Below are 24,330 nucleotides of genomic sequence, written 5' to 3'. Positions count from 1 at the left end.
TTACTCTTCCTCCTTTCGGTTCCACTTGATCAAGACTCTTTCCAGCCAGACGATGATCGAAAAGAATACAAGACTGAGAACCATGATCATGAAGATAGCGACAAACACCCGGTCGGTCCTGAAAGAAGAAGATGCCAGGGTCATATATACCCCGATCCCTTTTTGGGCACCAAGCCATTCAGAAATGACAGCCCCCATCACACTGTAGGTAGCCGAGATTTTCAAGCCTGAGAAAATGGACGGGAGGGCATGGGGCCATTCCACTTTCCTGAAGATTTGCCCCTTCGTCGCCCCTGACATCTTCATATAGAGGATGTATTCAGCATTTGTCTGTCTGAACCCATCCAATGCCGATACTGCTACCGGAAAGAAACAGATCAGGGTGATGACGATGATTTTTGGCAGCAAACCAAATCCGAACCAAATGACCAGGAGTGGCGCAAGGACAATGATCGGTATATTTTGAGAAAGGATCATCAGTGGATAGAGGGCCTCCCTTACTTTCGGAAGGAGATGGAGGGCTACTGCCGCTCCGATTCCGAATGAACATCCGATCACAAATCCAACGACCGTCAGAAGCGTGGTGGAGGTAAGGTGACCGGTAAATTCCCCCCAAGAGGAAATCCCCTCACTCCAAATATCTGATGGTGCTGGCATCAACCACGTTGGCACCTTGAATATCCCTATACTGACTTCCCAGATGATGAATAAAAGGATGAGGACCAAGAAGGGTCTCCATCCTTTTGAAATCCACTGCCTCATCCTCTGTACTTCTCCGTCAATTGATTCATTTCAATGCCGTCCGGCTGATAAAGCACCTTGATTTGAGAAATGACATTTTTGCTCCCAAGCTCGACCATCCGTTCATTCATTTCTTCGATCACTTTGAATAATTCACTGAGATCGCCTTCCATCGTCGTTTCCAACGGATGGACTTCATAACGGACACCTGACTTTTCAATGATGGCAATCGCCTCATCTACATACGGGATGACATCTTCCCCGTTTTTTGTCTTCGGGATGATTTGTATACTTACGAGTGAGTTCCCCATTACCGTTCACCTCTTATTTTGGTAAAAATTCGTTTGTGAATGCCTGCTTGCTGTCAAGCTTCTTATCTAACAGATCATTTTCATACATCCAGTCAGCATAGCCTTCCCACACTTCAAGCTTCTGTTCTCCCCATCTTTTTGCATCATCTTTGTATTTCGGGGCTAACCATTCCTGGCTTTTCAAGACTAATTCTTCATCTAAATCTGGCGCTGAGGAAAGCAGGATCTCCCCTGCCTCTTTCGGATGATCGATGGAGAATTGATATCCTTTTGATGTTGCGGCCAAAAACGCCTTTACTGTTTCCGGGTCCGAGTCGATCATTTTTTCATTCGTTGTCAGTACTGGCGTGTAGTAATCCAGCTTGTCCGAGTAGTCCTTCACATACAGCATGTTCAATTCTTCACCGCGAAGCTCTGCTTCAATCCCTGTCCATCCATAATAAATCCAGGCAAAATCCACATCACGTTTGACGGCTGTAAAGAAATCGGTGTCTCCCATATTGATGAAATTCACTTTTTCTACATCTGCACCTTCCTGCTTCATGATGGAAGTCATCACGGCTTTTTCAACAGGGGAACCCCATCCTCCATAGCTTTTCCCTTCGAAATCTTCAGGCTTTGCAATCCCCTTATCCTTTGGCGAAGCAAATCCTGATGTATTGTGCTGGATGACGGCAGCGATGGATACAAGGGGAACATCCTGAACCCTTGCCTGTGTCACACTTTCCTGATACCCAACGCCAAATTCAGCCTTACCGGAAGCGACAAGCTGATCGGCACCTGCTTCTCCTGGTAAGATAATGTCCACATCAAGGCCCTCGTCTTTAAAATAGCCCTTCTCTTTGGCTACATACAGCCCCGTGTGATTTGTATTCGGAGTCCAGTCCAGTACGACCGAGACTTTTTTCAACTCTTCCTTTTTTTCATCCGCAGTATCCCCACCGCCGCCGCAGGCAGTCAGCAGAAACACGGAACTGATGATCATTAACCATTTCTTCATGATGATTCCTCCTTGAATACTCAATGATAACGTAGCCTTAAAATAAATGAAGGCGGAACAATGGCAAGGAAACCCCAGCAGCAGGGCTGGAACGACAAAAATGCGCCCCAAGCAGCAGCTTTAGGACGCATCATTAAACAAATGTATGTATCGTTTAAGAGAATGTTGTTTCCTACGCTGGTATCAGCCAGTTCAGGTTCAAAGGGTCAGTATCTGCTGGATACAATCTCAACCGGCCTTACCGGTTCCCCTACACTTAGTATATGAAATTACACGTTATCTTCATCCCTACTTTGCCATAGAAAAGGTGGTTATTCAAGTATTACCTATTCATTTTATTGAAATGACCCCTGTACCGAGAAAATCTTCCACTATCGTTGTGAGAACTGAGCCAAGTGAAAAGCAGCCCCTGTCATAATAAAATAATGTGTACTGCAAGAGAAAAGTAAGGATCACGTATGGCAGCAGCCTCCTTTCCTCCGGTGTCAGAGCAGCACCGGCCCCCTCATACCCCTTCAAAAACGCAGCGACGGATCCTGATGAAGCCGGCACATTTCCCTCCTTCAGCCTGCCTGCCAGGAAATAGCCGATGTCGGCTATACGGGGAGCCTTTCTCACCCGTTCAAAATCAATAAGGCCGGTAACCCGTCCACCTTTCATCAAGATATTGCCCTTATTCAGGTCACTGTGTACAAGCTGACAGGGTAATTCACTATATCGTCCCATCTTTCCCTTTAATTCCAGAAGCACTTCCCTTGCCCATTTCCCAATCGGGGGGTGGCCACATTCATCCACCCATTGACGGGTATGTCTTTCAATTTCCCACCGGCTGACGATGCTCTGGCCGGGATACTTGTCCAAGTGCACATGTAAGGCTGACAAGTGTGCCCCTATGGCTGTCAGGGAAGAAAGTGTTGGTTCCTTCAACGGTTCCCCTTCGAGTGCTTCGTATAACAAGTAAGATTTTTCCCCAACCCTCAGTGCCGGCTGGCAGGCCCGGGTCAACAGGGGCGATTCAACAGCGATCCCCTTCCCGTTCAGATAGGCGGCCAGCTCAAGCTCATCCGAAGGTCCCCAGGGATGTGTGTTCCCTCTTCTTTTTAAATAAAATACCTTTCCCCCACTCTTCACCCTCCACACTTTTGGTGCGACCTGGGAGGCTACTATCAATTGGGGACCAAGTTCCCAACTCCGTAAAATATCCTGGATGGACGCTATCATTTTCCTTTCCTTTCAGAACGTAGTAATATACGTTTAGTATGACTTGAAAGAATATCTACATACCATTTGAAAAGGGGTTTAGAAATGCAACGAGTACAAATGTCTGAGGACTTATCATTTTCAAGGATCATCCATGGTTTGTGGAGACTTGCAGACTGGAAGCAATCGAAGGAAGATACACTTTCCTTGATTCAGCACAATATTGAAAGCGGCATCACTACATTCGACCATGCAGATATTTATGGATCTTATACGTGCGAAGCCCTCTTCGGTGACGCACTTTCACTACAGCCTTCATTACGTGAGAAAATGGAGATTGTCACAAAATGCGGCATCGTGCTTCCTTCTGGCAATCGTCCTGAACATAAGACACATCATTATAATACAAGCAAAAAGCATATTATCAGGTCGGTGGAACACTCTCTTCACAATCTAAACACCGACTATATCGACCTCTTACTCATACACCGCCCCGATCCGTTCATGAACGGGGAAGAAGTGGCAGAGGCCTTCACGCAGCTGAAAGAAGAAGGAAAGGTACGACACTTCGGTGTGTCCAATTTCAAACAGCACCAGTGGAACATGCTTCAATCGTATCTTCCTTTCCCACTGATCACCAACCAGATTGAATTGTCTGCTTATCATCTGGAAAACTTCGAAGACGGCACCTTGGATCACTGCCAGGAGAAACGGGTCGCACCGATGGCCTGGTCACCGCTGGCAGGAGGGGCGATCTTTAAAGGGGAAGACGAGAAAGCGCTGCGCCTTCAAGGGACATTAAAGAAAGTCCAGGAAGAAACGGGTGCCGAGGGAATCGATCAGGTGTTATATGCCTGGCTCCTGAATCATCCTGCGAACATCATGCCGATTGTCGGATCCGGCAAAAAAGCACGTATCCAGCGTGCAATCGACTCTCAACACATCACCTTGAACCATGATCAATGGTTTGAGATCCTCCAGTCATCCATGGGGCATGATGTACCGTGATGAATGTTAGATTCACTTGTTTCCCTAAAGAGCGGTAAGAACCATAAAAAAAGACGAGCCTTTTCATTTAAAAGGTCCGTCTTTTTTCTATTGAGCCATTTCTCCGCCAATATAGTATTCCAGGTAAACATCCTGCAAATCGTCCATTGATAATTCATACAGTTGTTTCCCGAAAGATTTATATACACCGATTCTTAATAGTTGTTGAATATAAAAGTCTTTTTTAAATTCAGGTGTCTTTTTCTGTTGAAGTGTTGTTTCCTGATGGTACATGACAATCCCTCCAGTTGAGGGTATACCCCAATTCTTGAAGGGAGTAAACATGATTGTTGAAAATTTTTCTATACGGTGAGCGTTTACGTACAAACGTGATGGTGACCTTCTGTGACACCCTTTCCTTCGACTTGGATCGTTGTATGTTGGATATCATACTCTTCTTCCAGGAAGTGGGACAATTCCACAAGGATGCGGTCCCTGTCCACCTCTTCCCCTACTACGACATGACAGCTCAATGCCGTGAAATCCGAAGTGATGCACCAGACATGGAGATCATGCACTTCCAGTACGCCCCCGAGTTGAGATAAATCTGACTTCACCTTTTCAGTATCGATGTGTTCAGGGGAACCTTCCATCAGGATATGGATGGAATCTTTCGTTACCCTCCATCCGGAAATGATGATGAGGACGGCTACAATGACTGATGCAATCGGATCTGCCAGGTTCCAGCTGAAGAAATAGATCAACAGACCCGCTATGATGGCACCGACAGAACCGAGCATGTCTCCGAGAACGTGGAGGAAGGCACTCCTGACATTGAGGTTATGTTCTGTGTCACCCCTCATCAGGATCCATGCCACGATGATATTCACGACCAGACCGATAACGGCGATGATCATCATCGTTGGAGAAACCGTCGGCGTATCGATGAAACGATGATACGCCTCCCAAAAGATATAAAGAGAGACCAGCAGCAAGGTGATGCCGTTTAGGAATGCGGCTACAATTTCAAATCGCTTGTAACCATACGTCTTCCCTTTATCAGTCGCCTTCTCCCCGATATAAAATGCTGCAAGGCTCAGGCCAAGTGCCGCAGCATCGCTGAGCATATGCCCGGCATCTGAAAGAAGGGCTAAGCTGTTTGTGACGATGCCCCCGATCACCTCAACGATCATAAAGGTGAAGATAAATACAAAGCTGATGAATAACGCTTTCTTATTCTGGTTATGTCCATGGTTGTGATCGTGACCCATTGGGTATCCCTCACTTTCTATCTTTGATTCTCAATAATCTCAGCCCGTTTAAAGTGACGAGCAGCGTTGCGCCCATATCGGCAAAGATGGCAATCCACAACGTCAGCCACCCGGGGATGACCAGTAATAGGGCAAGAAGTTTGATGCCGATGGCAAATGTGATATTTTGCTTGATAATCGCAAGCGTCTTTCTGCTTAAGCCGATAATATAAGGTAATTTCTTTAAATCATCATTCATCAGTGCGATGTCTGCCGTTTCCAGGGCTGTGTCTGTACCGGCTCCCCCCATCGCAATCCCGACAGTAGACGCGGCAAGGGCTGGGGCATCATTGATTCCGTCCCCGACCATGGCCACTTTCCCGTACGTCTGCATATATCGTTTAACAAATTCAAGTTTTTGTTCAGGTAGGAGTCCCGCCTTGATATCTTTGACTCCGATTTGTTTGCCGATCGATGATGCCGTATGTTCATGGTCACCTGTCAACATGACGGTTTGTTCGACACCCATCCGGTGAAGTTCACCTATAATAGATGCACTCGTTTCCCTTACTTCATCTGCCACTGCGACCATGGCAAGAGGTCTGCCTTCTGTACCAAATACGATGACAGTCTTTCCTTCATCCTGAAGCTTTTTCATATCAACAGAAGAAGGATTCAAAGAATCATCAGAACCAAGGAAATACCTCTCACCATCAATCACACCACTGATTCCTTTACCCGTATGGGATTGGAACTCAAACACTTCACATTCCTTATAGTTCAGCCCCATTTCATCGGCTTTTTTCAAAAAGGCATGGGCAAGCGGATGCTGTGAATGGTATTCGAGGGCAGCCATCTTCGTCAACAATTCCCTCTCTTCCATTTCACCTGCAGTCACCACATCAGTTATGACAGGTTCACCCTTTGTCAGCGTCCCCGTCTTATCAAAGGCAATCGCCTTCAAACGCCCCAATTCCTCTAAATACACCCCGCCTTTGATCAGGATGCCGTTTTTCGCGGCATTTCCGATGGCCGTCACGATGGCCACCGGGGTGGAAATGACCAGCGCACATGGACATCCGACGACTAGGACAGACAGCCCCTGATATACCCACACCGACCACTCCCCGCCAAATAATAGCGGCGGGATGATTGCGACAAGAAACGCGATGATCATGATCACAGGCGTATAGTATTTCGCGAATACATCGATGAATGCCTGGGAAGGTGCCTTTTCACCCTGTGCTTCCTCTACTAAATGAATGATTTTGGCAAGAGTGGTATCTTCAATGCGCTTTGTCACCAGCACTTTTACATATCCTTCTTCATTCAGCGTCCCTGCAAACACTTCATCTCCCTTGCCCTTTCTCACCGGGACAGACTCACCGGTAATCGCAGCCTGGTTGATGTAGGATGCCCCTTCGATAATGTCTCCGTCCATGGCGATCTTTTGGCCCGGTTTGACGATCATGATGTCCCCGACCTCGATATCTTCTGCATCAATCTTCACTTCTGTGCCGTTTCGGAGGATCAGCGCCTGTTGAGGTGCGATATCCATGAGCGACCGGATCGATTCCCTTGCCTTATCCATGGAGTAGGCTTCGAGCACTTCACTGATTGCAAAGAGGATCACGACGACTGCACCTTCCCCCCATTCTCCAATGATTGCTGCACCAATGATCGCAATGGTCATCAGGGTCCTCATATCGAACTCTAATTTAAAGAGGTTCTTCAACCCTGTTTCAAATAATCGATATCCCCCTATGACGATGGCAATGCCGAATGACAGATTTGCTAACAGCTGGCTATTTGCCGCTTCGGTCAAGGGGATCGCATATGCAATCAAAATGAACATGATGGAAATGAATACATGTTTATATCTTTTTAAAAATGGTTCCTTTTCTTCCTGGATCTTTCTCATTCCGTCTTCGGTCAGGCGAAGCCCTTCAAAGGCCCCTGCTTTTTCAACCGCTTCCTTTGACGTATCCCCGTAAACGGTGATCTTGGCTGCGCCGAAGTTCACCTTGGCATCCATAACGCCAGGGAGATGCTGGACGTTCTTTTCAAACTTGGCCGCACAGCCTGCACACGTAAATCCTTCCACTCTATATGTTTGTTTTTCTGCAGGTTTACCGGTCACGTTCCTCTACCTCCATTTGATGCGTCACAGCGATTTCTATTAACTGTTTCACGTGATGATCATCCAAAGAATAATACACCAGCTTGCCTTTTTTCCGGAATTTTGCCAAGCCCAGCTTTTTTAATAAACGCAAATGATGGGACGCCGTTGCTGTTGATGAACCTACGATATTCGCCACATCACACACGCACAACTCTTCTTCTACCGTCAGTGCATAGGCAATCTTCATTCTCGTCTGATCAGACAATGCCTTGAAAATCTCCGCTACTTTAGACGTATTTTGTGTTAAAAGATCTGTTTTTAAGCGATTGACCTTGTCACTTTCCACACAGGCCACTTCACATACTTCCGTCTCTTTCATGTCTCCACCCCTATTTCATTCAAACATCCTTTTGAATATAGTATAAAAGAATTGGCAAAGATGTTCAAACATTCTTTTGAATGTTAACACTTTTTTATGTAATTTATTCAGTTGGCACGGAGATGTCCTGCCCAAATTTTCATTGGGTGAAGTTCCACGAAAAAAACCGACCGGAATCGATATTGAAATCGATTCCGGTCGGTTTTTTATGAAAAGGATGGATATACAAAACAGGGGGCCTGTTGTTGACCCCTGTCACTCCATCAGTTCTGCTGCAGTTTTTTTCTTTCACGTTTCATCAGCACATCAAGCGTGACCCAGAATACGACGGATGTTACGGCGTAAATCGCTATTGCGAAGTAAATGTCTTCCGTTTTCCAGTCCAAACGTGGAATAAGCAGGCCGAGTACGCCTGATAATATATAATAACCCCCAATAAAGTGCAGGTATGATTGCCCGTTTCCAGACTGAATGGTCTCCAGATAGCCTTTTCCTGCTTTTCCGAAGAAAATGGCTATTCCCCTGATCATCATATAAACCGAAAAGGCAATGATGAGGGATACAACAAACTCTTGGTTGAATACGTCTGCCATGATCGTTCTCCTTTCCAAACTGACTACAATTGAAATTCGAAATGATTGTAAAGCGGGATGATATTCTCTATGATGAAATCATATCAATCATTATCATTAAGAATAAACGAATGGGGATCACTTTTCAATTGAGATTCTAGATTGTAATCTGAACAAAAGGATGATTCCCGGTGTGTCCGTATGCATTTATCATTATTATATAAAGGAGGTGTTTGAGGCATAGGAAGGGGGACCATTCCCATTCTATTCGCTTCACTCAATTGGACATTTTATTTAATTTATTTCTCGTTGCTCTCTTGATTGCACTGACAGCCTTTTTCGTGGCTTCAGAATTCGCCATCGTCAAGGTGAGGAGTTCCCGGATCGATCAATTGGTTTCAGAAGGGAATCAAACGGCAATCGCAGCAAAGAAAGTCATATCACACTTAGACGAATATCTTTCAGCCTGTCAATTGGGTATCACCATCACCGCCCTCGGACTTGGTTGGTTGGGTGAACCGACAATCGAAACGCTCCTTCATCCGGTTTTCGAACGGATCGAATTGAGCCCTTCGATCACGAGCATCATTTCGTTCGGACTTGCTTTCTCGGTCATCACCTTTTTGCACGTTGTTGTTGGTGAGCTTGCCCCGAAGACATTCGCCATCCAGAAGGCAGAGACAATCACCTTATTGTTTGCCCGTCCGTTGATTTGGTTTTACCGCATCGCATATCCCTTCATCTGGACGCTGAACAGCGCTGCCCGGGTATTTACAGGATTGTTCGGGTTAAAGCCTGCTTCTGAGCATGAAATCGCCCATTCTGAAGAAGAGCTTCGAATCATCTTATCAGACAGCTACAAAAGCGGCGAGATCAATTCATCGGAATTCAAATATGTGAACAAAATATTTGAATTTGACGAACGGATTGCAAAGGAAATCATGGTTCCGAGAACGAATATCGTCACCCTATCAGCAGGTTCTTCCATCGAGGAAGTGCTGACCGTCATCGGGGAAGAACGTTATACCCGATATCCGGTCGTGGACGGTGATAAAGACAATGTACTCGGGGTTGTAAATGTGAAGGAATTGTTGACAACACTCATGACAGAACAGGGAAAACATCAGGACGTTACGCCCTTCATCAAACCTGTCATCCGTGTCATCGAGACAATCCCGATCAAGGCGCTCCTTCTCAAGCTTCAAAAAGAACGCTCTCCGATGGCCGTCCTCCTTGATGAATACGGCGGAACCGCGGGGCTTGTGACGCTTGAAGACATCATCGAAGAAATTGTCGGGGAAATCAGGGATGAGTTCGATATCGATGAAATCCCTGAAGTCCAAAAACTCAAAGAAGATCACTATATTTTCGATGCCGTCATGCTCATTGAAGACGTCAATGATCTCCTCGGTATATCTATCGAAGAAGATGAAGTGGATACAATCGGCGGCTGGTTCCTTACACAGAAATATGAAGTGAAGCCCGATGATAAAATCGAGGAACAAGGCTATTGCTTCAAAGTAAAGAAAATCGACGGTCACCATATTCAATATCTGGAAGTGACGAAAATGAAATCACTTACTATTGAAAAGAACGAGTCAAACTGACGGCTCGTTCTTTTTTTTGACCTGTCCCCCAGTTACTCCTCCGCTCATCCCATACTCCTTGATTTGTTCTTTTCCATATCGCATAAATCCTATCATTCATGGAAAGATAATCACAAACATTTATGAGAGGTGACATATGACTAGTATCATCATTGGTTTAATCCTGCTCATGCTCCTGGCCTATTTGGGCTGGTCCATCATCTGGATCGCCCCATTGGTTGCAGGGCTCGTTGCGCTCATGAGCGGTCTCGATCTCCTGCCGGCCTATACAGAAACGTATATGACCGGATTTGTGGATTTTGCGAAGGAATGGTTCCCTGTCTTCCTATTCGGGGCCATCTTTGGAAAGCTGATGGAAGATGTAGGTGCCGCTCAATCGGTTGCCTATAAAATCACCAACCTCATCGGCAAAGACCGTGCCATCCTCGGCGTCCTTATCGCAGCCGCTGTTTTAACATACGGAGGGGTAAGCTTATTCGTCGTCGTGTTTGCGATCTACCCCTTGGCGATCGCCATGTTCAGGGAGGCAAATATCACCCGAAAACTATTGCCGCCCACATTTGTATTGGGAGCTTTCACATTTACGATGACGGCTATCCCAGGGACACCCCAGATCCAGAATCTGATCCCAATCGACTATTTCAAGACGTCCCCTACCGCCGCCCCGATCATTGGGACGGTCGGCGGACTGATTATGGCTTGCGGCGGATATTTTTACTTAAGGTGGCGCCAAAAGCAATTCACCAATAAAGGGGATACTTTCACAGAGCCAAAGGGTGGAAATGATGTGAAGGAAATAAATGAATCAGATCTTCCTAATTTTTATTTGTCTTTCCTTCCTCTCGTCATCGTCGTGGTTACCTTGAATGTATTCGAGTGGAACATCCTCACAGCACTTCTTGTCGGGATTCTGTCCATATTGCTGATCAACTTCAAGCATTATAAAAAATTTATCCCGGCGATCAACGGGGGGGCAAAAGGCAGTGTTATGGCAGTGATCAACACAAGTGCTGCCGTAGGCTTCGGTGCTGTCGTCACGGCTGCACCAGGTTTCAAGACATTAACGAAGCTGATACTCGGCATCAAAGGAAATCCTGTGATATCTGAAGCGATCGCAGTCCAGACCCTTGCTGCCATCACCGGGTCTGCTTCAGGCGGGATGGGGATTGCCCTTGAGGCACTGGGTGATAAATATTACGAATTATCCCAAACAAGCGGAATAAGTGCAGAGGCGTTCCACAGAATCGCTTCCATCTCTTCCGGTGCTTCGATCCTGCCTCATAACGGGGCGCTTTTGACTCTGTTTGCCGTAACAGGTCTCACCCACAAAGATTCATATCTGGACGTTGCGGTCGTCGGCCTTCTCATTCCGACCATCGCAGAGATTGTGTCCATCATACTAGCCAATATGGGAATTTATTAATGCGAGGAGGAAATGAAAATGGTCAATGATAAAGTGGTATTCATCACAGGTGCTGCAAGGGGAATTGGATATGAAATAGGGGAACACTTTGCACAAAACGGCGCGAAGGTCGTCCTTTCTGATATCAACCAGGAAGGACTCGACGAAGCGGTCGATGAACTGAAAAGCAGGGGCTTTGACTGCCTCGGCATCAAATGCGATGTAACAAGTGAATCAGACGTTAAGGCAGGGATCGATAAAACGGTTGAACACTATGGCCGCATCGACGTCCTGATCAACAACGCGGGACTCCAGCACGTCGCGCCAATCGAAGACTTCCCGATTGAAAAATTCGAGCTATTGATCAAAATCATGCTCACCGCCCCATTCATCGCGACAAAATTTGCTTTCCCTCATATGAAAAAGCAAAAATTCGGGCGCATCATCAACATGGCATCCATCAACGGACTGATCGGATTTGCAGGCAAAGCCGCTTACAACAGTGCCAAACACGGTGTGATCGGCTTAACAAAAGTATCGGCCCTTGAAGGAGCCGAGCACGGCATCACCGTCAACGCCATGTGCCCAGGCTATGTGGACACCCCCCTCGTCCGCAATCAGCTACAGGATATCTCAAACACACGTGGGGTCGAACTCAAAAAAGTATTGGAGGATGTCATCTATCCCCTTGTTCCACAAAAACGATTACTGTCGGTAGAAGAAATTGCAGACTACACAATCTTCCTTTCGAGTGATAAAGCCAAAGGAGTTACCGGTCAGGCAGTGGTGCTCGATGGCGGGTATACGGCTCAGTAGCTGTGGGTTGGATGGAGTGTGTGCCGGGTGGTCGGTGATGTCGACGGCATGAGGGAATATCGGCGTTCGCCGTTAAAAATGGGATTTCGCCGATATATTTGTGATATCGCCGTTATAATGAAAATTTCGCCGATATATCCAGGATTTCGCCGTTAAATCAAATATTTCGCCGTTATCGCACCCTCGGCACAACAACATAACAAATCAAAAGCAAAAATCCGAACATATCATTCGAAATTCTCTGCAGAAAATCGAATGTGTTCGGATTTTTTCACGTGGAATCATTTAATTTCATCATATCATGAGAGAAAGACTTGCAAACGCCAGCATGAACATCGGATGAAGCAGGACCTCCGGCGTTTATTCAATAAATATCACCTACTGCCCTGGAATCCAACACTCTACCCCATCACATGCTGAAACAATTATCTCATATCCCCAGGGAACACCCCAAGATCCACTCCCCATACAACAGGCATGAATAAGTACACGAGAAGTGTGATGCAAATAATGCTGATGATGTTCAGCCATATACCCGCTTTGACCATGTCCCCCATTTTGATGAAGCCGGAGCCGAAGACGACCGCATTCGGCGGTGTGGCTACCGGAAGCATGAAGGCGCAGGACGCTGCGAGGCCGGCCGCCACCATCAGGCTGTATGGATGGACGTTCAGTGCGGCAGCGAGTGATGCCATGATTGGGAACATCATTGTGGCCGTCGCCGTATTGGGCGTGATTTCCGTTAAGAATATTACAAATGCTGTCACTGCCACAAGGATGATGATGAAAGAAATCCCATCCAGCACCGTCAATTGCTTGCCGATCCATTCTGCAAGCCCGGTTTCCTTGAAGCCTTTGGCTATGGCAAGTCCGCCTCCGAATAAGAGAAGGATGCCCCACGGAAGTTTCTTCGCATCCTCCCATTTGAGGAGACGGGATTCCTTTTGGCCCGGCAGCAGGAACAGGACGAGTGCCCCTGTGATGGCAATCATCGTGTCATCAAGTGACGGAATCCACTGGCTCAATAGGAACGAGCGGGTGATCCAGCACAGTGCAGTGGTGACAAAGACAGTAAGAACAAGCTTTTCTTCAAAAGAGATCCTTCCAAGGGACCGGTTTTCTTTCTCGACAATTTCCCTTCCCCCTGGAAGTTCCTTGATTTTCAGCGGAAAGGCGATTTTGATGAGATACCACCAGGTGGCGAGCAGGAGAATCGCTGACAGTGGAACCCCGAACATCATCCATTTTGCGAAAGAAAAGTCGATGCCGTACAGTTGTTTAGCAACAGCTGCAAAGATGGTGTTCGGAGGGGTGCCGATCAACGTGCCCAGTCCACCGATCGATGCACTGTAGGCAATCCCGAGCATGATGACCTTGCTGAAGTGGCCGGTCCGCTTCTCCCCTTTTAGACTCTCATTCACCTGGTAAACGACGGCGGTACCGATCGGGAGCATCATCATCGCCGTTGCCGTATTGGAAATCCACATGGAGAGGAAGCCTGTTGCGAGCATGAAGCCAAGTACGATCCTCTCGGTGCTTGTCCCGATCGCGAGAATGATGTTCATGGCGATCCGTTTATGTAAATTCCACTTCTCCATGGCAATCGCGATGATGAATCCGCCCATAAACAGAAAGATCGTCCCGTCCCCATAAGCGGAAGTGACGTCTCCCGATTCGAGCGCACCGGTCAGCGGGAAGAGTATGATCGGCAACAGGGCCGTTGCCGGAATCGGTATCGCTTCCGTGATCCACCACACCGCAATCCAAACCGTGCCTGCAAGTACCCCGACGGCCCCCTGCGAGAGTCCTTCAGGTGAAAAAAACAGCAGGAAAAAAAAGAATAGCAGGGGTCCGAGGATGAATCCTATTTTCTGCCTGGGATTTGTGCCAGGTCCAGGCTGATGATCGGTCTGGACGCGTCCGGACACTGAAGTCCCGGTGCTGCCTGAAGTAAAGAACATGAGAGTCTGCCGTACATCCCCATGCCACTTCCATAAAGTTGTCCACGCATGTTTCATTGTTAACATCCTAATAAACCTCCTCTGTTTCTCATACTAAAACTCTATCGACCACAGAAAGCGGTGTCAATTATATTCTTCCATTATAAGTCAAAATCTGATTATTCACTTCTTTTTTACTATTTTTCTGCGGCTCTTCATTGTAAAATAGCTTTAGATGGAAGCATCAGGAAGGAGACACGATGAAAATCTATTGGCAAATCAGTTATTTTGTGGTGGGATTACTTCTTTTCAGCTACGGCATCAGTTTGTCCATTCATGTTCAATACTTGGGGATCCATCCGTGGGATGTATTGAATATCGCATTGTTTCAGAAATTCGGGCTCACGATCGGAACGTGGAATATCATCGTGGGGGTGGTGTTGATCGCTGGGACCCTGATATTAAAAGGAAAATACGTCAGGATCGGGACGGTGCTCAATGGGGTAATGGTGGGCATGCTCGTTGATTTTTTCCTTTATTTTGACCTTCTCCCGCCTGAGACCAATCTCACCGGGGATGTCCTGACGCTGCTGTCAGCGGTGATTTTGATGGGGACCGGAGGGGGATTATATTCAGCAGCCCATTTGGGTACCGGGCCCCGTGACGGTTTCATGCTCACACTTTCCGATTTAACCGGGCTTTCCATCAGCAGGGTCCGGATCATGTGCGAATGCACGATCCTTCTATTCGGTTTGCTCCTTGGGGGGCCTGTATTCATTTTCACCTTTTTCTATACGTTCATTCAAAGCCCGATCTTCCAGCGTTCCTTCCTATTCTTCACAGGCACACTCCATGCGAGGTTCTCTGAACAAAAGAACATCAGTATGTAAGAAAGGACAAATGGCCATATAGCCCTTTGTCCTTTTTCATCATGACATTTCACATGCCACCAGTCCGTATTGTTGTTCCTGATCCAGTCCTTTGATGAACTGAAACAGTCCCTGTACCTTCTCGTTGTCCACTTCCCTCTTATAATAATCTTCAAGCACGGCGAGCATTTCACCTGGATACATCAAACAGGTGTGACTTCCCCAATCTGTTTGCCTGCCCTCGATTTTTTTATGATAAATCCCGTCCAGCAGCTTGAAAAAGAGGTCATATCCTTTAGGGAAAAACGGACTGATCCGTTTGGGGAAATTATGATTCCAGTCCCCTCCGTCGTAATGGAAAGTGCGGTCTGTTAAATCACCGATAAAGACTTCTACATCTGCCATCGTATCTCCTCCTCATATAAATGCCTCTTCTATTATGTATAAGCCTGTCCTTCCTTTTAGAACTCACGAAGCAAAAAAACCGACCCGTACTCCGAGTCGGTTCCCACTATTATAAATATTTCCGCTGTACGCTTCTTCCATCATACGTAAAAAGCATATCCCGGTTTTCCACATGTGTTTCGATATGGACCGGTCTTCCCCACAGCTGATGCAGGTACGGCAAGACCTTCTCCAGGTATTTGATATCAAGCTCCACATCTTCATACCAGTGCTTCAAATATAGTTCCCCACTCTTCATATAGTCGCCGTCATTCACAGTGATGTAAGGGAATCCCCCATTTACCCTCATGCCGACAAGCTGATCCCGGACGTGGGTCCATTCTTTATCCACAATTTTGTAATCCTTCCCCTGCTTTTGGAATAAATACATATCCTCCCGGGTGACGAGGTCTTTCGTTAAATAATTCCGCAAGAAGGAAATATCCGATTCAATTTCACGGACCTCAAACATTTTTTCACGTCCTGAGTTCGGTTTGACTCCCCGCTTCTTCATTTCTTCAGTCGGGTTATCGAACCGTTCTTCGATATCTTCAAATATTTTTAGCCCTAAGTAATATGGATTGATCTGTGTGCGGGAAGGCTGTACAACACCTGCGTTCAGTTTGGCAAACTCAATCGACTCACCGCTGGTCAGATCCATTTCCCGGATGATCCGCTGATGCCAATATGAAGCCCATCCTTCATTCATGATCTTCGTTTCGAGCTGCGGCCAGAAATACAGCATCTCTTCCCTCATCATCGTCAATATATCCCGCTGCCAATCCGACAACTCCCTGCTGTATTGTTCGATGAAGAGCATGATATCCTTCTCCGGTTGTGGAGGGAATTTCTTCTTGACCTTCTTTTTTTCCAATTTCTTTGGCTTTTCATCCAATGACCACAGATCATCGTACGGTGTCGCCTGACTGATTTCAACCTCTTCCCATTCCACATCATTCATCGTCCACGACAGCTTCGGACGCATAAGGGACGGGTCGATATGTTCATCAACGGCAAGCACAGCATCAAGGAAATCTTCAACCTCCTGTTTACCGTACTCAATCTCATAACTCCGCACACGCTCGGCGGTTGCCGACATACTCTCCACCATATCCCGCTTCGTATTCTGAAAGCGAACATTATTCTTGAAGAAGTCACAGTGTGCAAGCACGTGGGCGACAATCAGCTTATTCTGGATCAGTGAATTCGAATCGAGCAAGAACGCATAACAAGGATCCGAATTGATCACGAGCTCGTAAATCTTGCTTAATCCCAGATCATATTGAAGCTTCATCTTATGGAACTGCTTCCCGAAACTCCAATGGGAAAAGCGTGTCGGCATACCATAAGCGCCAAATGTATAAATGATTTCAGCAGGACAAATCTCGTAACGCATCGGGTAAAAATCAAGACCGAATCCGGCTGCAATCTCCGTAATTTCACCTATCGCATTCTGCAACTGCCTTTGTTCCTCTAAATTCATCGCCATCCCCCTCTTTATACTCTTATCTAAATGTATGAGCCAAAAATGGATTTGATGAAAAGAAAAGCGGGAGGGTTTGGACAAGGGGGGACAAGCAGGTAAGAAAAAAGCTGTCCCCTTTCACAGGGAACAGCTTCATTCTTACCTATTCATATTTCTTTGCAAGATCCACACTGGGATGAGCGCAGTCATCAGCAATAGTGCCGAGAAGGAGAAAATCGTACTCATGCTGAAAACCTCTATAAGCAACCCGACACCAACGGATGATAATCCAAATAAACATGTCGAGAGCGCCCCCTGTGCTGCATAGATTTTACCGAGCTCTTCAGGCGGAGCACTTTCCTGAATATACGTTTGCATGATGACATTCTTGATTTGATCGAACAGTCCGAACAGAAAGGACAATACGAGCGCCAACCAGGCCGCCTGATTCCAGGCAAAGGCGAGGGTCGCAATCGAAGTCAGGATCATGCAAAGAGGCAGCCATCTGCTCCGGTGATGGGAGAACAGACCGTGCAGCTTGAAAATCAACATAGATGCAAGAATCAGCCCGATAAAAAAACTGGCGTTTATGAACCCCCACCATTCTTCTCCCTTGCCGAGCACCTGATCTACATATAAATAGAGAACGGCTGCGATCCAGACGGTCCCGGAAACCGACTCAAGCCCGTAAATCCAAAAAACTGGAGCAAGCCCCTTGCGCTTCCTGACTTCTGACCATCCTTCCAATAACTGCTGCCACCATGCTTTCCGCACTTCCAACGTGGTGGTCGGGATGACCGGCAGCTTCAACATGTACAGGGTGCTGGCGAGAAACAGGATGATGACGATGGTGAACACGTTCGTTTCATGAATCACAGCGACCAGCATACCGCCAACCGCCCAGCTCGAAAATTGTATGGTCTGATCCACTGTGGAAAGAAACCCATTCGCCCCCATCAATTCTTCCCGCTTCACAAGAAAGGGGACATAGGAATTCCTCGCAGGCAAAGCCCATCCGTCCAGGAATGAAACAACACCTGCACAAGCAAGAAACAACCAGACATTGTCTGCATTCAACACCATCATCAGTAAAAACAGACAAAGAAAGAATGTCTTCCCCATCTGGGAGTACGCAATGAGCGTCCTCATCTGTGTGCGGTTCAATAGCAGAGGTGCCGCCATGCTGCTGATGAAGCGGGAAAATGTAATCACGAGCGGAACGGCCGTCATATACACAGCGGACCCTGTCAAACTGTATACAAGTGAAATCAATCCGACGATATAGAAAACATCCCCCATGTTCGCCAGCGCCTGGCCGAACCATAAATGTCTAAATGCAATGGAATGCATCTCTTTTCCTCCTTTATTCAATTTTTAATGAGGTAAGAAAAGTTCAGCATCACATTGGACAGAAGCTCCCCGTTCAGAAATTTATATAGGTTTATTCTATCAAAAAAATGTTTCAATTGCTGATGTGCAGGTGAATTTTTTGAAAAATACCCTAATAAAAAAAGCCCCTGAAAAGAGGCTCGTTCAATTATTCCTGTACGGTGATATTGAGTGTTTTTTCATTGTCGAGATTGTGCACGACGATGACGGTCACTTTCTTATCCTTGTTGTTCTCCTGAACAGTGAACTCAAAAGAATCCGCCACTTTATTTTCAGTCATTTTCCGGCGGCCCTGATATTGATAATCCTTCACAGGCTGACCGGGATAATCTTCTTTAATGACGGCTGTGGCAATCCGGCCAAATTTTTTATAATCTGTCGGTTCAGCGTTGGCATGTCCTGAAAACAGCAGGAAAAATACTGCTAAAAAAATTGCGATTGCTTTCTTCATTATCATCACTCCTGATTATGTTTCATTCTTAGGATGAATGAAAACGCCTCGATTATTCAACCAATAGTAGGAAAGCGAGCAATAGCAGCATAACCAACTTTTTCAGAGAAAGGAATCCTCCTTTTCTTCACACAATAACATTACCCCTTCAAAAGGAGGGAAACCACGTGAACAAAGTCGATTACGATCGGGCTCTGTATTACACTCACCGGTCAGAATGGGATAACCTGCTGATCCTCATGGTGAGAACGAAGGATGACCTTCTTTCAAAAAGAATTGAACATTTCCTGCACGCGTATCATTTTTCTAAAGACTACACGGTTGTAGAGCGTAACCTGTATACGCTTTTACGATATATTGAGCATGCAAACTTCACCTACAGTGTCGAGCAACCACTGGAGGAAACCTTTGCAGAGATGTAGCGACAAGAGAATTCCACCTCGGGCTGATCCAATTAGTTTGCACAATTGGATCAGCTTTTATTTTTTTATAAAAAAAACCGGCACCTGCGCCGGTTAAGATGATTGTTCACTTTTGATCAATGCTGCCGCTTTTACATACATCTTCAGTTCCTTCATGAGATCCTCGACCATTTTTGCAGGCTCATCCAGAAGTCCGTCCCCTTCATAATCAAAGCAATGGGGATCAAGAATCAGCTGCTTCGGGATGACGTTTGCATATACACCCCGGGAGACAATGCGTAGATTGTTCAAGCAGTTGATACCGCCTTTTCCGCCTCCTGCACAGGCCAATAATGCCACAGGCTTGTGGGCAAATTGCTCAGAGCTGAGGAAGTCGAGGGCGTTTTTCAATGCCCCGCTCATACCGCTGTGATACTCTGGGGAAGCCAAAATGACAGCATCCGCTTCCTTTACCTTTTTCTTTAAACCTTGAACCGATGCCAGCGCTGCCTGATCCTGTTCCCCTGTGTAGAGAGGCAGCGAACCGTCACTCAGGTCAATGAGTCCGCAGTTGTGGTTCCGGGCGATGAATCGTGATGCGATTCCAGTCCGGCCGTTCTTCCTGGGGCTTCCGTTGATTATTAAAATGTTCATCCTCACATATCCTTTCTTTCATCATTTGAAGTTAATTGATGTTTGACAGCGTATAAAGCTGCTTGTGTCCGGTCGGCAACCTCCAGTTTGGAAAAGATGTTGGAAATATGGGTTTTGACCGTTTTCTCCGTTATATAAAGACTGGAGGCGATTTCTTTATTACTTTTCCCTTTCGTCAGTTCAATCAAAACATCCCGTTCCCGCTTTGTGAGTTCATCCATTTTGTGAGGAGGTTCCTGTTTGGAAATCCTCGTGAGCAGATGATTCGTCGCTTTCGGATGTAGTGAATTTTCCCCCGACAGGAGCTTTCGGATGCTGTTCACCAATTCATCGGGCTCAATATCCTTTAGCTGATATCCGGCTGCACCTGCCTCAATGGCCGGAATGACATGGTTCTGATCCGAAAAGCTCGTCAGCATCAGCACCTGCACTTCAGGATGAAGCGCCTTGATTTCCATGGTGGCCTGGATGCCGTCCATCACAGGCATCATCAAGTCCATCAAGATGATATCAGGCTTTAAGGAATGCGCCAGCCGGACAGCTTCTGCCCCGTCCTTTGCTTCACCGACGATATCTATGTCTTTTTGCGTCTTCAAAAAGAAGACAAGGCCTCTCCGTACGACGTGATGGTCATCTGCTATCAATACTCTGATCATGCATGCATCCTCCTAATAGGGTAATCGGACATTTATCGCCGTTCCTTTACCGAGCCTGCTTTGAATTGTCAGCTCCCCGCCGATGCTTTTCACCCGTTCCCTCATACTCTGGATCCCCATCGATGGGATAGATTGCTTCTTGTCATATTGAAAACCATATCCCTGGTCTTCAATCTTTAAATAAAGGGATTCCGGTTCACTTTTCAACGTATAGTAAATATGGGTTTCACCTGAATGCTTCTTACAATTATTCAAGGCTTCCTGAGAGACCCTCCATAATACTTCTTCCATCCTTGAGCTCAAGGATAAGACACCTTCCACTTTCGTTTCAAGACACAACCCCAGCATTTCGGAATAACCTTTCACGGCCTCGACGACCCCGTTTTCCAACCCATTGGGCCGCAATTGCCAAATAAGTGCCCTCATTTCCGAAAGTGCTTCCTGCGCCATGTCCTGAATGGTCCGGAAGGTTTCCTTCACGCCTTCATCCCCGGTCATCTCAGCACCGCCCCTTGCCGTCAATGTCAGGGAAAACAACAGCTGATTCACAGAATCATGAAGATCCCTTGCCAATCGGTTCCTCTCCCCGATCAGGGCGATTTCCTGTTCCTTCCTGGTCAGCATGATGCGCTTGATTGCAGAACCTATCTGGAAAGCGACCGATTCCAGCAGTGCCAATTCATCCGACGAGAAATGGGTTTTATGTGGTGCCGCCACATTCAAAAGCCCAAAAGATTCTTGTCCCGACTGGAGGGGGACCGTGGCATGATACGTGATATCATCGGTCTTGCCCCTGTTCTCTTCAATGGCCTGCTCGATCCGCTGACATTCAATGATGTTCGAGGCTTTCGTGAGCTTTCCTTTCCGGAAGCGGTTCACACACCAGCACCCGCCCTTATTCATCAACTCACATTTACGGTCTGAAAGGGATTCGGGGAGATTCTCATACGAAACAAGCTCATGCCTCCCTTCCCCTTCTATAAAAAAGATCCAGCCTGTCGTAAAACTGGACCCATTGATCAGCTTTTTTAACGCCCCTGACAGCATCGAGGCAAGTTCGGTTTCATTATTCAGTAATTCGGCGATCTCTTTCAACAGCTCAATGTTTGAAAGGGATTCCTGATTCATGCTCATCGTCCTTTCCGATCCTTCTACCATTATTATATCGACTTCAATCAAAAGGGGGATTATCAAAAAGAAGGAAACATTCTACGACCTTTGACTGAAAACATATGTTCTTCCACGATTAAAAAACAAGAGATGCCGGTTTAGCATCTCTTGTTTCGATTTAAGACTTTTGGCACTCAGTGATTTCCCTGAGTGCCGCACCATGTGTTACGCCTTTCCCACCGAGGAGCTGATCATCGTTTCAACCTTAGCCATGATTGCATCCTGCAATGCATGAAGTTTCTGATCGCTGTCCTCTTGCGTTTTACCGATCACGCTGAAATAGAACTTGATTTTCGGTTCTGTCCCTGATGGACGGAGGCAGATCCATGAGCCGTCCTCGAGATGATATTTCAGCACATTGGACGAAGGCAGGTCGATCATCGACTGCTCACCTGTCAGCGCGTCCATTTTTGTACTCACTTTATAGTCTTCAGAAGAAACAACCTGTAGGCCGGCCACTTCTTTCAGCGGCTCGTTCCGGAAGTCTTTCAGGATCCCCTGGATTTGTTCTGCGCCTTCTTTTCCTTTCAGCGTTAAGCTCTTCAGGCCTTCCTGATAGAATCCATGCTTTTCGAACAAGTCGTTCAATACATCATAAAGGGTCTTTCCTTCTTTCTTATAATAAGCAGCCGCCTCGGCAGCCATCAATACGGCCTGGATGGCATCTTTGTCACGGGCGAAATCACCGATCAAGTAGCCGTAGCTTTCCTCGTAACCAAACAGGAAGGAATATTCACCTGTCTCTTCATATTTCTTGATTTTTTCCCCGATAAATTTAAAACCTGTCAACACATCTTCGACTGATGCCCCGTAATGCTCAGCCACTTTGCGGCCCAACTCAGAGGTCACGATCGTCTTGAAGACGCGCCCATTGGCAGGTATCATATTCTTCTCCTGTTTGCGTGCCAGGATGTAATCGAGGAGAATCGCACCTGTCTGATTTCCAGTCAGTAGAACATATTCTCCCGTCTCACCCTTCACCGCAACACCAAGACGGTCTGCATCAGGATCTGTCGCAATCAGGATATCGGCATCGATTTCCTTCCCGTCCCGGATCGCGTATTCAAATGCCGCCTTATCCTCAGGATTCGGTGATTTAACCGTCGTGAATTCAGGGTCTGGCACAGACTGTTCCTTGACGATATGAACATGCTCATATCCAAGTGCCTTCAAACCTTTTTCTGCCATCTTCAAAGCTGTCCCGTGAAGTGGAGAGAAGACGATCTTAAGATCGACCTCCTTGGCGATCTGAGGTTTCTCGGAAATGGAAATCAAATGTTCCAGGTAAGACTGATCGATTTCGTCTCCGATCATTTTGATCAGACCGGCAGATTTCAACTCATCCTCTGATTTCACGGAAATCTCAAGCTCATTTTCCACACCGTTCACTTTCTCGATCACGGCGTCCGCCACATGCGGAGGCAGCTGTGCCCCATCATCACCATACACTTTGTATCCATTGTATTCAGGCGGATTGTGACTTGCGGTCACGACAATCCCCGAGAATGCCTTCAACTGTCTGAGGGCGAACGAAAGCTCCGGTGTCGGCTTCAATTCATCGAACACAAACGTTTGAATGCCGTGTGTCGCCAATGTCTTCGCAGATTCCATGGCAAACTCAGGCGATTTATAACGGGAATCGTAAGCGATTACAACGCCGCGACTTTTCGCCTCTTCCCCTTGCTCTTCTATGTATCTTGCCAAGCCTTCAGAAGCCTTCCTTACTGTATAGATGTTCATCCGGTTCGTTCCCGGGCCGATTTCTCCCCGCATCCCGCCGGTACCAAATTCAAGGTTTTTATAAAATGCATCTTCCAGCGACTTTTCATCGTCTTTCATTGAATCTAAAAGGCCGTTCAATTCCTTATCCAGATGTAAGTGGCTGCTCCATCTTTCCCACGATGTTTTCCAATTCAAAACGATCCCCTCCTAATGCTGTATAATAATAAATTCTATCACAAATTGTAGAAATCCTTCTAAAACAATCCGTCACTTGTCGACAAGATTTTTACAAATCTTATTTTAGCATAATTTTGGTGGGGGTGTTCGTGGTGTATGGAGGTTGGATTCTGTGGGGTTGAAAGCTGGAGTAGTGGGAGATTTCAGGGCATGTGAGGTTTTATACTATTTCATTTTCAGCCGGGAATGCTTGTTGATTGGTTTGATTTTGCTTTTGCTATATGCTTTATGGATATCGGCGAACGGTCTTTTCCTCACATCTCTCCAAGACGCATGATTATGTACACAGGACTTTCGCTTTGGACGATTGAGCTCTACAGTAACATCATTATGGTAAAATCTATATAATTAACGTGATATATACATAATAAATACCTAATAATACGATTCCTTTTAAAAACTACAAGCAATTCCCCTGACACGCACGTCATCTCTATTACCTTTCACCCCGATATCGGCGAAATTCTAAATTTAACGGCGATATTCCGGATATAACGGCGAAATATCATTTTTATCGGCGATATCCTGATTTTAACGGCGATATC

Annotated in this window: 24 protein-coding genes and 1 riboswitch; of the genes, 6 read left to right on the top strand and 18 right to left on the bottom strand. The window is 46.4% G+C overall.

Going from position 1 to position 24,330, the window contains the following annotated elements:
• From KH172YL63_RS05305 to KH172YL63_RS05290, 4 genes are all read right to left on the bottom strand, one after another.
• Positions 1–762, bottom strand: a complete 762-nt coding sequence (locus KH172YL63_RS05305; protein ID WP_173105124.1) for an ABC transporter permease — start codon at positions 760–762, stop codon at positions 1–3.
• Positions 759–1,052 carry an MTH1187 family thiamine-binding protein gene (locus KH172YL63_RS05300; protein WP_173105123.1) on the bottom strand — a complete coding sequence of 98 codons (294 nt, stop codon included), beginning with the start codon at positions 1,050–1,052 and terminating at the stop codon, positions 759–761. Before KH172YL63_RS05300 ends, KH172YL63_RS05305 begins: the two co-directional genes overlap by 4 nt.
• 13 nt (positions 1,053–1,065) lie before the next feature.
• Positions 1,066–2,052 (bottom strand): ABC transporter substrate-binding protein, encoded by a 987-nt coding sequence (locus KH172YL63_RS05295; protein WP_173105122.1) that lies wholly within the window; start codon positions 2,050–2,052, stop codon positions 1,066–1,068.
• A gap of 152 nt (positions 2,053–2,204) precedes the next feature.
• Positions 2,205–2,314: riboswitch (TPP riboswitch) on the bottom strand.
• 68 nt (positions 2,315–2,382) lie between these two features.
• Positions 2,383–3,273, bottom strand: coding sequence for a phosphotransferase enzyme family protein (locus tag KH172YL63_RS05290; RefSeq protein ID WP_173105121.1), 891 nt, complete (start codon positions 3,271–3,273; stop codon positions 2,383–2,385).
• A gap of 84 nt (positions 3,274–3,357) precedes the next feature.
• Between KH172YL63_RS05290 and KH172YL63_RS05285 the strand changes: the two genes are divergently transcribed.
• Positions 3,358–4,260: an aldo/keto reductase gene (locus KH172YL63_RS05285; RefSeq protein WP_173105120.1), complete on the top strand. Its 903-nt coding sequence runs from the start codon at positions 3,358–3,360 to the stop codon at positions 4,258–4,260.
• An 87-nt stretch (positions 4,261–4,347) separates the two neighbouring features.
• Here the strand turns inward: KH172YL63_RS05285 and KH172YL63_RS05280 are convergent, their stop codons facing one another.
• The 5 genes from KH172YL63_RS05280 to KH172YL63_RS05260 form a co-directional block, all read right to left on the bottom strand.
• Positions 4,348–4,533, bottom strand: coding sequence for a Fur-regulated basic protein FbpA (locus KH172YL63_RS05280; RefSeq protein WP_173105119.1), 186 nt, complete (start codon positions 4,531–4,533; stop codon positions 4,348–4,350).
• Positions 4,534–4,616: 83 nt separating this feature from the next.
• Positions 4,617–5,510 (bottom strand): cation diffusion facilitator family transporter, encoded by an 894-nt coding sequence (locus tag KH172YL63_RS05275; protein WP_173105118.1) that lies wholly within the window; start codon positions 5,508–5,510, stop codon positions 4,617–4,619.
• Between the two features lie 10 nt (positions 5,511–5,520).
• Positions 5,521–7,629: a heavy metal translocating P-type ATPase gene (locus KH172YL63_RS05270; RefSeq protein WP_173105117.1), complete on the bottom strand. Its 2,109-nt coding sequence runs from the start codon at positions 7,627–7,629 to the stop codon at positions 5,521–5,523.
• On the bottom strand, positions 7,619–7,990 hold the full coding sequence (locus KH172YL63_RS05265) for an ArsR/SmtB family transcription factor (RefSeq protein WP_173105116.1): 372 nt from the start codon (positions 7,988–7,990) through the stop codon (positions 7,619–7,621). The genes KH172YL63_RS05270 and KH172YL63_RS05265 overlap by 11 nt, the downstream gene beginning before the upstream one ends.
• Positions 7,991–8,253: 263 nt before the next feature.
• Positions 8,254–8,583 (bottom strand): hypothetical protein, encoded by a 330-nt coding sequence (locus KH172YL63_RS05260; RefSeq protein ID WP_173105115.1) that lies wholly within the window; start codon positions 8,581–8,583, stop codon positions 8,254–8,256.
• A gap of 260 nt (positions 8,584–8,843) precedes the next feature.
• Here KH172YL63_RS05260 and KH172YL63_RS05255 point away from each other — a divergent pair, with 260 nt between their 5' ends.
• From KH172YL63_RS05255 to KH172YL63_RS05245, 3 genes are all read left to right on the top strand, one after another.
• The gene (locus KH172YL63_RS05255; RefSeq protein ID WP_173108065.1) at positions 8,844–10,169 is read left to right on the top strand and encodes a hemolysin family protein; all 1,326 of its coding nucleotides are present in this window, start codon (positions 8,844–8,846) and stop codon (positions 10,167–10,169) included.
• A gap of 136 nt (positions 10,170–10,305) precedes the next feature.
• Positions 10,306–11,592, top strand: coding sequence for a GntP family permease (locus KH172YL63_RS05250; RefSeq protein WP_173105114.1), 1,287 nt, complete (start codon positions 10,306–10,308; stop codon positions 11,590–11,592).
• An 18-nt stretch (positions 11,593–11,610) separates the two neighbouring features.
• On the top strand, positions 11,611–12,387 hold the full coding sequence (locus KH172YL63_RS05245) for a 3-hydroxybutyrate dehydrogenase (RefSeq protein WP_173105113.1): 777 nt from the start codon (positions 11,611–11,613) through the stop codon (positions 12,385–12,387).
• Positions 12,388–12,812: 425 nt separating this feature from the next.
• Here KH172YL63_RS05245 and KH172YL63_RS05240 read toward each other — a convergent pair whose 3' ends face one another.
• Positions 12,813–14,414 (bottom strand): SLC13 family permease, encoded by a 1,602-nt coding sequence (locus KH172YL63_RS05240; protein WP_173105112.1) that lies wholly within the window; start codon positions 14,412–14,414, stop codon positions 12,813–12,815.
• A 173-nt stretch (positions 14,415–14,587) separates the two neighbouring features.
• Between KH172YL63_RS05240 and KH172YL63_RS05235 the strand changes: the two genes are divergently transcribed.
• Positions 14,588–15,217: a YczE/YyaS/YitT family protein gene (locus KH172YL63_RS05235; protein WP_173105111.1), complete on the top strand. Its 630-nt coding sequence runs from the start codon at positions 14,588–14,590 to the stop codon at positions 15,215–15,217.
• 39 nt (positions 15,218–15,256) lie between these two features.
• Here KH172YL63_RS05235 and KH172YL63_RS05230 read toward each other — a convergent pair whose 3' ends face one another.
• The 4 genes from KH172YL63_RS05230 to KH172YL63_RS05215 form a co-directional block, all read right to left on the bottom strand.
• On the bottom strand, positions 15,257–15,601 hold the full coding sequence (locus KH172YL63_RS05230) for a hypothetical protein (RefSeq protein WP_173105110.1): 345 nt from the start codon (positions 15,599–15,601) through the stop codon (positions 15,257–15,259).
• Between the two features lie 109 nt (positions 15,602–15,710).
• Positions 15,711–17,123, bottom strand: coding sequence for a SpoVR family protein (locus KH172YL63_RS05225; protein WP_173105109.1), 1,413 nt, complete (start codon positions 17,121–17,123; stop codon positions 15,711–15,713).
• A 141-nt stretch (positions 17,124–17,264) separates the two neighbouring features.
• Positions 17,265–18,455 (bottom strand): MFS transporter, encoded by a 1,191-nt coding sequence (locus KH172YL63_RS05220; RefSeq protein WP_173105108.1) that lies wholly within the window; start codon positions 18,453–18,455, stop codon positions 17,265–17,267.
• 187 nt (positions 18,456–18,642) lie between these two features.
• Positions 18,643–18,945: a DUF3889 domain-containing protein gene (locus KH172YL63_RS05215; RefSeq protein ID WP_173105107.1), complete on the bottom strand. Its 303-nt coding sequence runs from the start codon at positions 18,943–18,945 to the stop codon at positions 18,643–18,645.
• A gap of 167 nt (positions 18,946–19,112) precedes the next feature.
• Between KH172YL63_RS05215 and KH172YL63_RS05210 the strand changes: the two genes are divergently transcribed.
• Entirely contained in the window at positions 19,113–19,367 is a 255-nt protein-coding gene (locus KH172YL63_RS05210; RefSeq protein ID WP_173105106.1) for a YhdB family protein, read from the top strand.
• A 93-nt stretch (positions 19,368–19,460) separates the two neighbouring features.
• On the opposite strand, the gene KH172YL63_RS05205 is transcribed toward KH172YL63_RS05210, so the two are convergent.
• From KH172YL63_RS05205 to KH172YL63_RS05190, 4 genes are all read right to left on the bottom strand, one after another.
• Positions 19,461–20,000: an NADPH-dependent FMN reductase gene (locus tag KH172YL63_RS05205; RefSeq protein ID WP_173105105.1), complete on the bottom strand. Its 540-nt coding sequence runs from the start codon at positions 19,998–20,000 to the stop codon at positions 19,461–19,463.
• Between the two features lie 2 nt (positions 20,001–20,002).
• Positions 20,003–20,656 (bottom strand): response regulator, encoded by a 654-nt coding sequence (locus KH172YL63_RS05200; RefSeq protein WP_173105104.1) that lies wholly within the window; start codon positions 20,654–20,656, stop codon positions 20,003–20,005.
• A 12-nt stretch (positions 20,657–20,668) separates the two neighbouring features.
• Positions 20,669–21,784 carry a GAF domain-containing sensor histidine kinase gene (locus tag KH172YL63_RS05195; RefSeq protein WP_173105103.1) on the bottom strand — a complete coding sequence of 372 codons (1,116 nt, stop codon included), beginning with the start codon at positions 21,782–21,784 and terminating at the stop codon, positions 20,669–20,671.
• Positions 21,785–21,991: 207 nt separating this feature from the next.
• A complete protein-coding gene (locus tag KH172YL63_RS05190) occupies positions 21,992–23,743 on the bottom strand; it encodes a phospho-sugar mutase (RefSeq protein WP_173105102.1) in 1,752 nt (583 codons plus the stop codon).
• Between the last annotated feature and the right edge of the window lie 587 nt (positions 23,744–24,330).

Source organism: Bacillus sp. KH172YL63 (assembly GCF_011398925.1).
GTDB lineage: Bacteria > Bacillota > Bacilli > Bacillales > Bacillaceae_B > Rossellomorea.
Note: the sequence above shows the minus strand (reverse complement) of the source record. Positions and strands in the feature narration are given on the sequence as shown.

Coding starts and splice junctions, on each gene's coding strand:
- KH172YL63_RS05215 (WP_173105107.1), bottom strand. CDS start 18,945: ATGAAGAAAGCAATCGCAATTTTTTTAGCAGTATTTTTCCTGCTGTTT.
- KH172YL63_RS05235 (WP_173105111.1), top strand. CDS start 14,588: ATGAAAATCTATTGGCAAATCAGTTATTTTGTGGTGGGATTACTTCTT.
- KH172YL63_RS05220 (WP_173105108.1), bottom strand. CDS start 18,455: ATGCATTCCATTGCATTTAGACATTTATGGTTCGGCCAGGCGCTGGCG.
- KH172YL63_RS05245 (WP_173105113.1), top strand. CDS start 11,611: ATGGTCAATGATAAAGTGGTATTCATCACAGGTGCTGCAAGGGGAATT.
- KH172YL63_RS05275 (WP_173105118.1), bottom strand. CDS start 5,510: ATGGGTCACGATCACAACCATGGACATAACCAGAATAAGAAAGCGTTA.
- KH172YL63_RS05295 (WP_173105122.1), bottom strand. CDS start 2,052: ATGAAGAAATGGTTAATGATCATCAGTTCCGTGTTTCTGCTGACTGCC.
- KH172YL63_RS05205 (WP_173105105.1), bottom strand. CDS start 20,000: ATGAACATTTTAATAATCAACGGAAGCCCCAGGAAGAACGGCCGGACT.
- KH172YL63_RS05290 (WP_173105121.1), bottom strand. CDS start 3,273: ATGATAGCGTCCATCCAGGATATTTTACGGAGTTGGGAACTTGGTCCC.
- KH172YL63_RS05240 (WP_173105112.1), bottom strand. CDS start 14,414: ATGTTAACAATGAAACATGCGTGGACAACTTTATGGAAGTGGCATGGG.
- KH172YL63_RS05260 (WP_173105115.1), bottom strand. CDS start 8,583: ATGGCAGACGTATTCAACCAAGAGTTTGTTGTATCCCTCATCATTGCC.
- KH172YL63_RS05225 (WP_173105109.1), bottom strand. CDS start 17,123: ATGAATTTAGAGGAACAAAGGCAGTTGCAGAATGCGATAGGTGAAATT.
- KH172YL63_RS05250 (WP_173105114.1), top strand. CDS start 10,306: ATGACTAGTATCATCATTGGTTTAATCCTGCTCATGCTCCTGGCCTAT.
- KH172YL63_RS05285 (WP_173105120.1), top strand. CDS start 3,358: ATGCAACGAGTACAAATGTCTGAGGACTTATCATTTTCAAGGATCATC.
- KH172YL63_RS05230 (WP_173105110.1), bottom strand. CDS start 15,601: ATGGCAGATGTAGAAGTCTTTATCGGTGATTTAACAGACCGCACTTTC.
- KH172YL63_RS05265 (WP_173105116.1), bottom strand. CDS start 7,990: ATGAAAGAGACGGAAGTATGTGAAGTGGCCTGTGTGGAAAGTGACAAG.
- KH172YL63_RS05300 (WP_173105123.1), bottom strand. CDS start 1,052: ATGGGGAACTCACTCGTAAGTATACAAATCATCCCGAAGACAAAAAAC.
- KH172YL63_RS05195 (WP_173105103.1), bottom strand. CDS start 21,784: ATGAATCAGGAATCCCTTTCAAACATTGAGCTGTTGAAAGAGATCGCC.
- KH172YL63_RS05280 (WP_173105119.1), bottom strand. CDS start 4,533: ATGTACCATCAGGAAACAACACTTCAACAGAAAAAGACACCTGAATTT.
- KH172YL63_RS05305 (WP_173105124.1), bottom strand. CDS start 762: ATGAGGCAGTGGATTTCAAAAGGATGGAGACCCTTCTTGGTCCTCATC.
- KH172YL63_RS05200 (WP_173105104.1), bottom strand. CDS start 20,656: ATGATCAGAGTATTGATAGCAGATGACCATCACGTCGTACGGAGAGGC.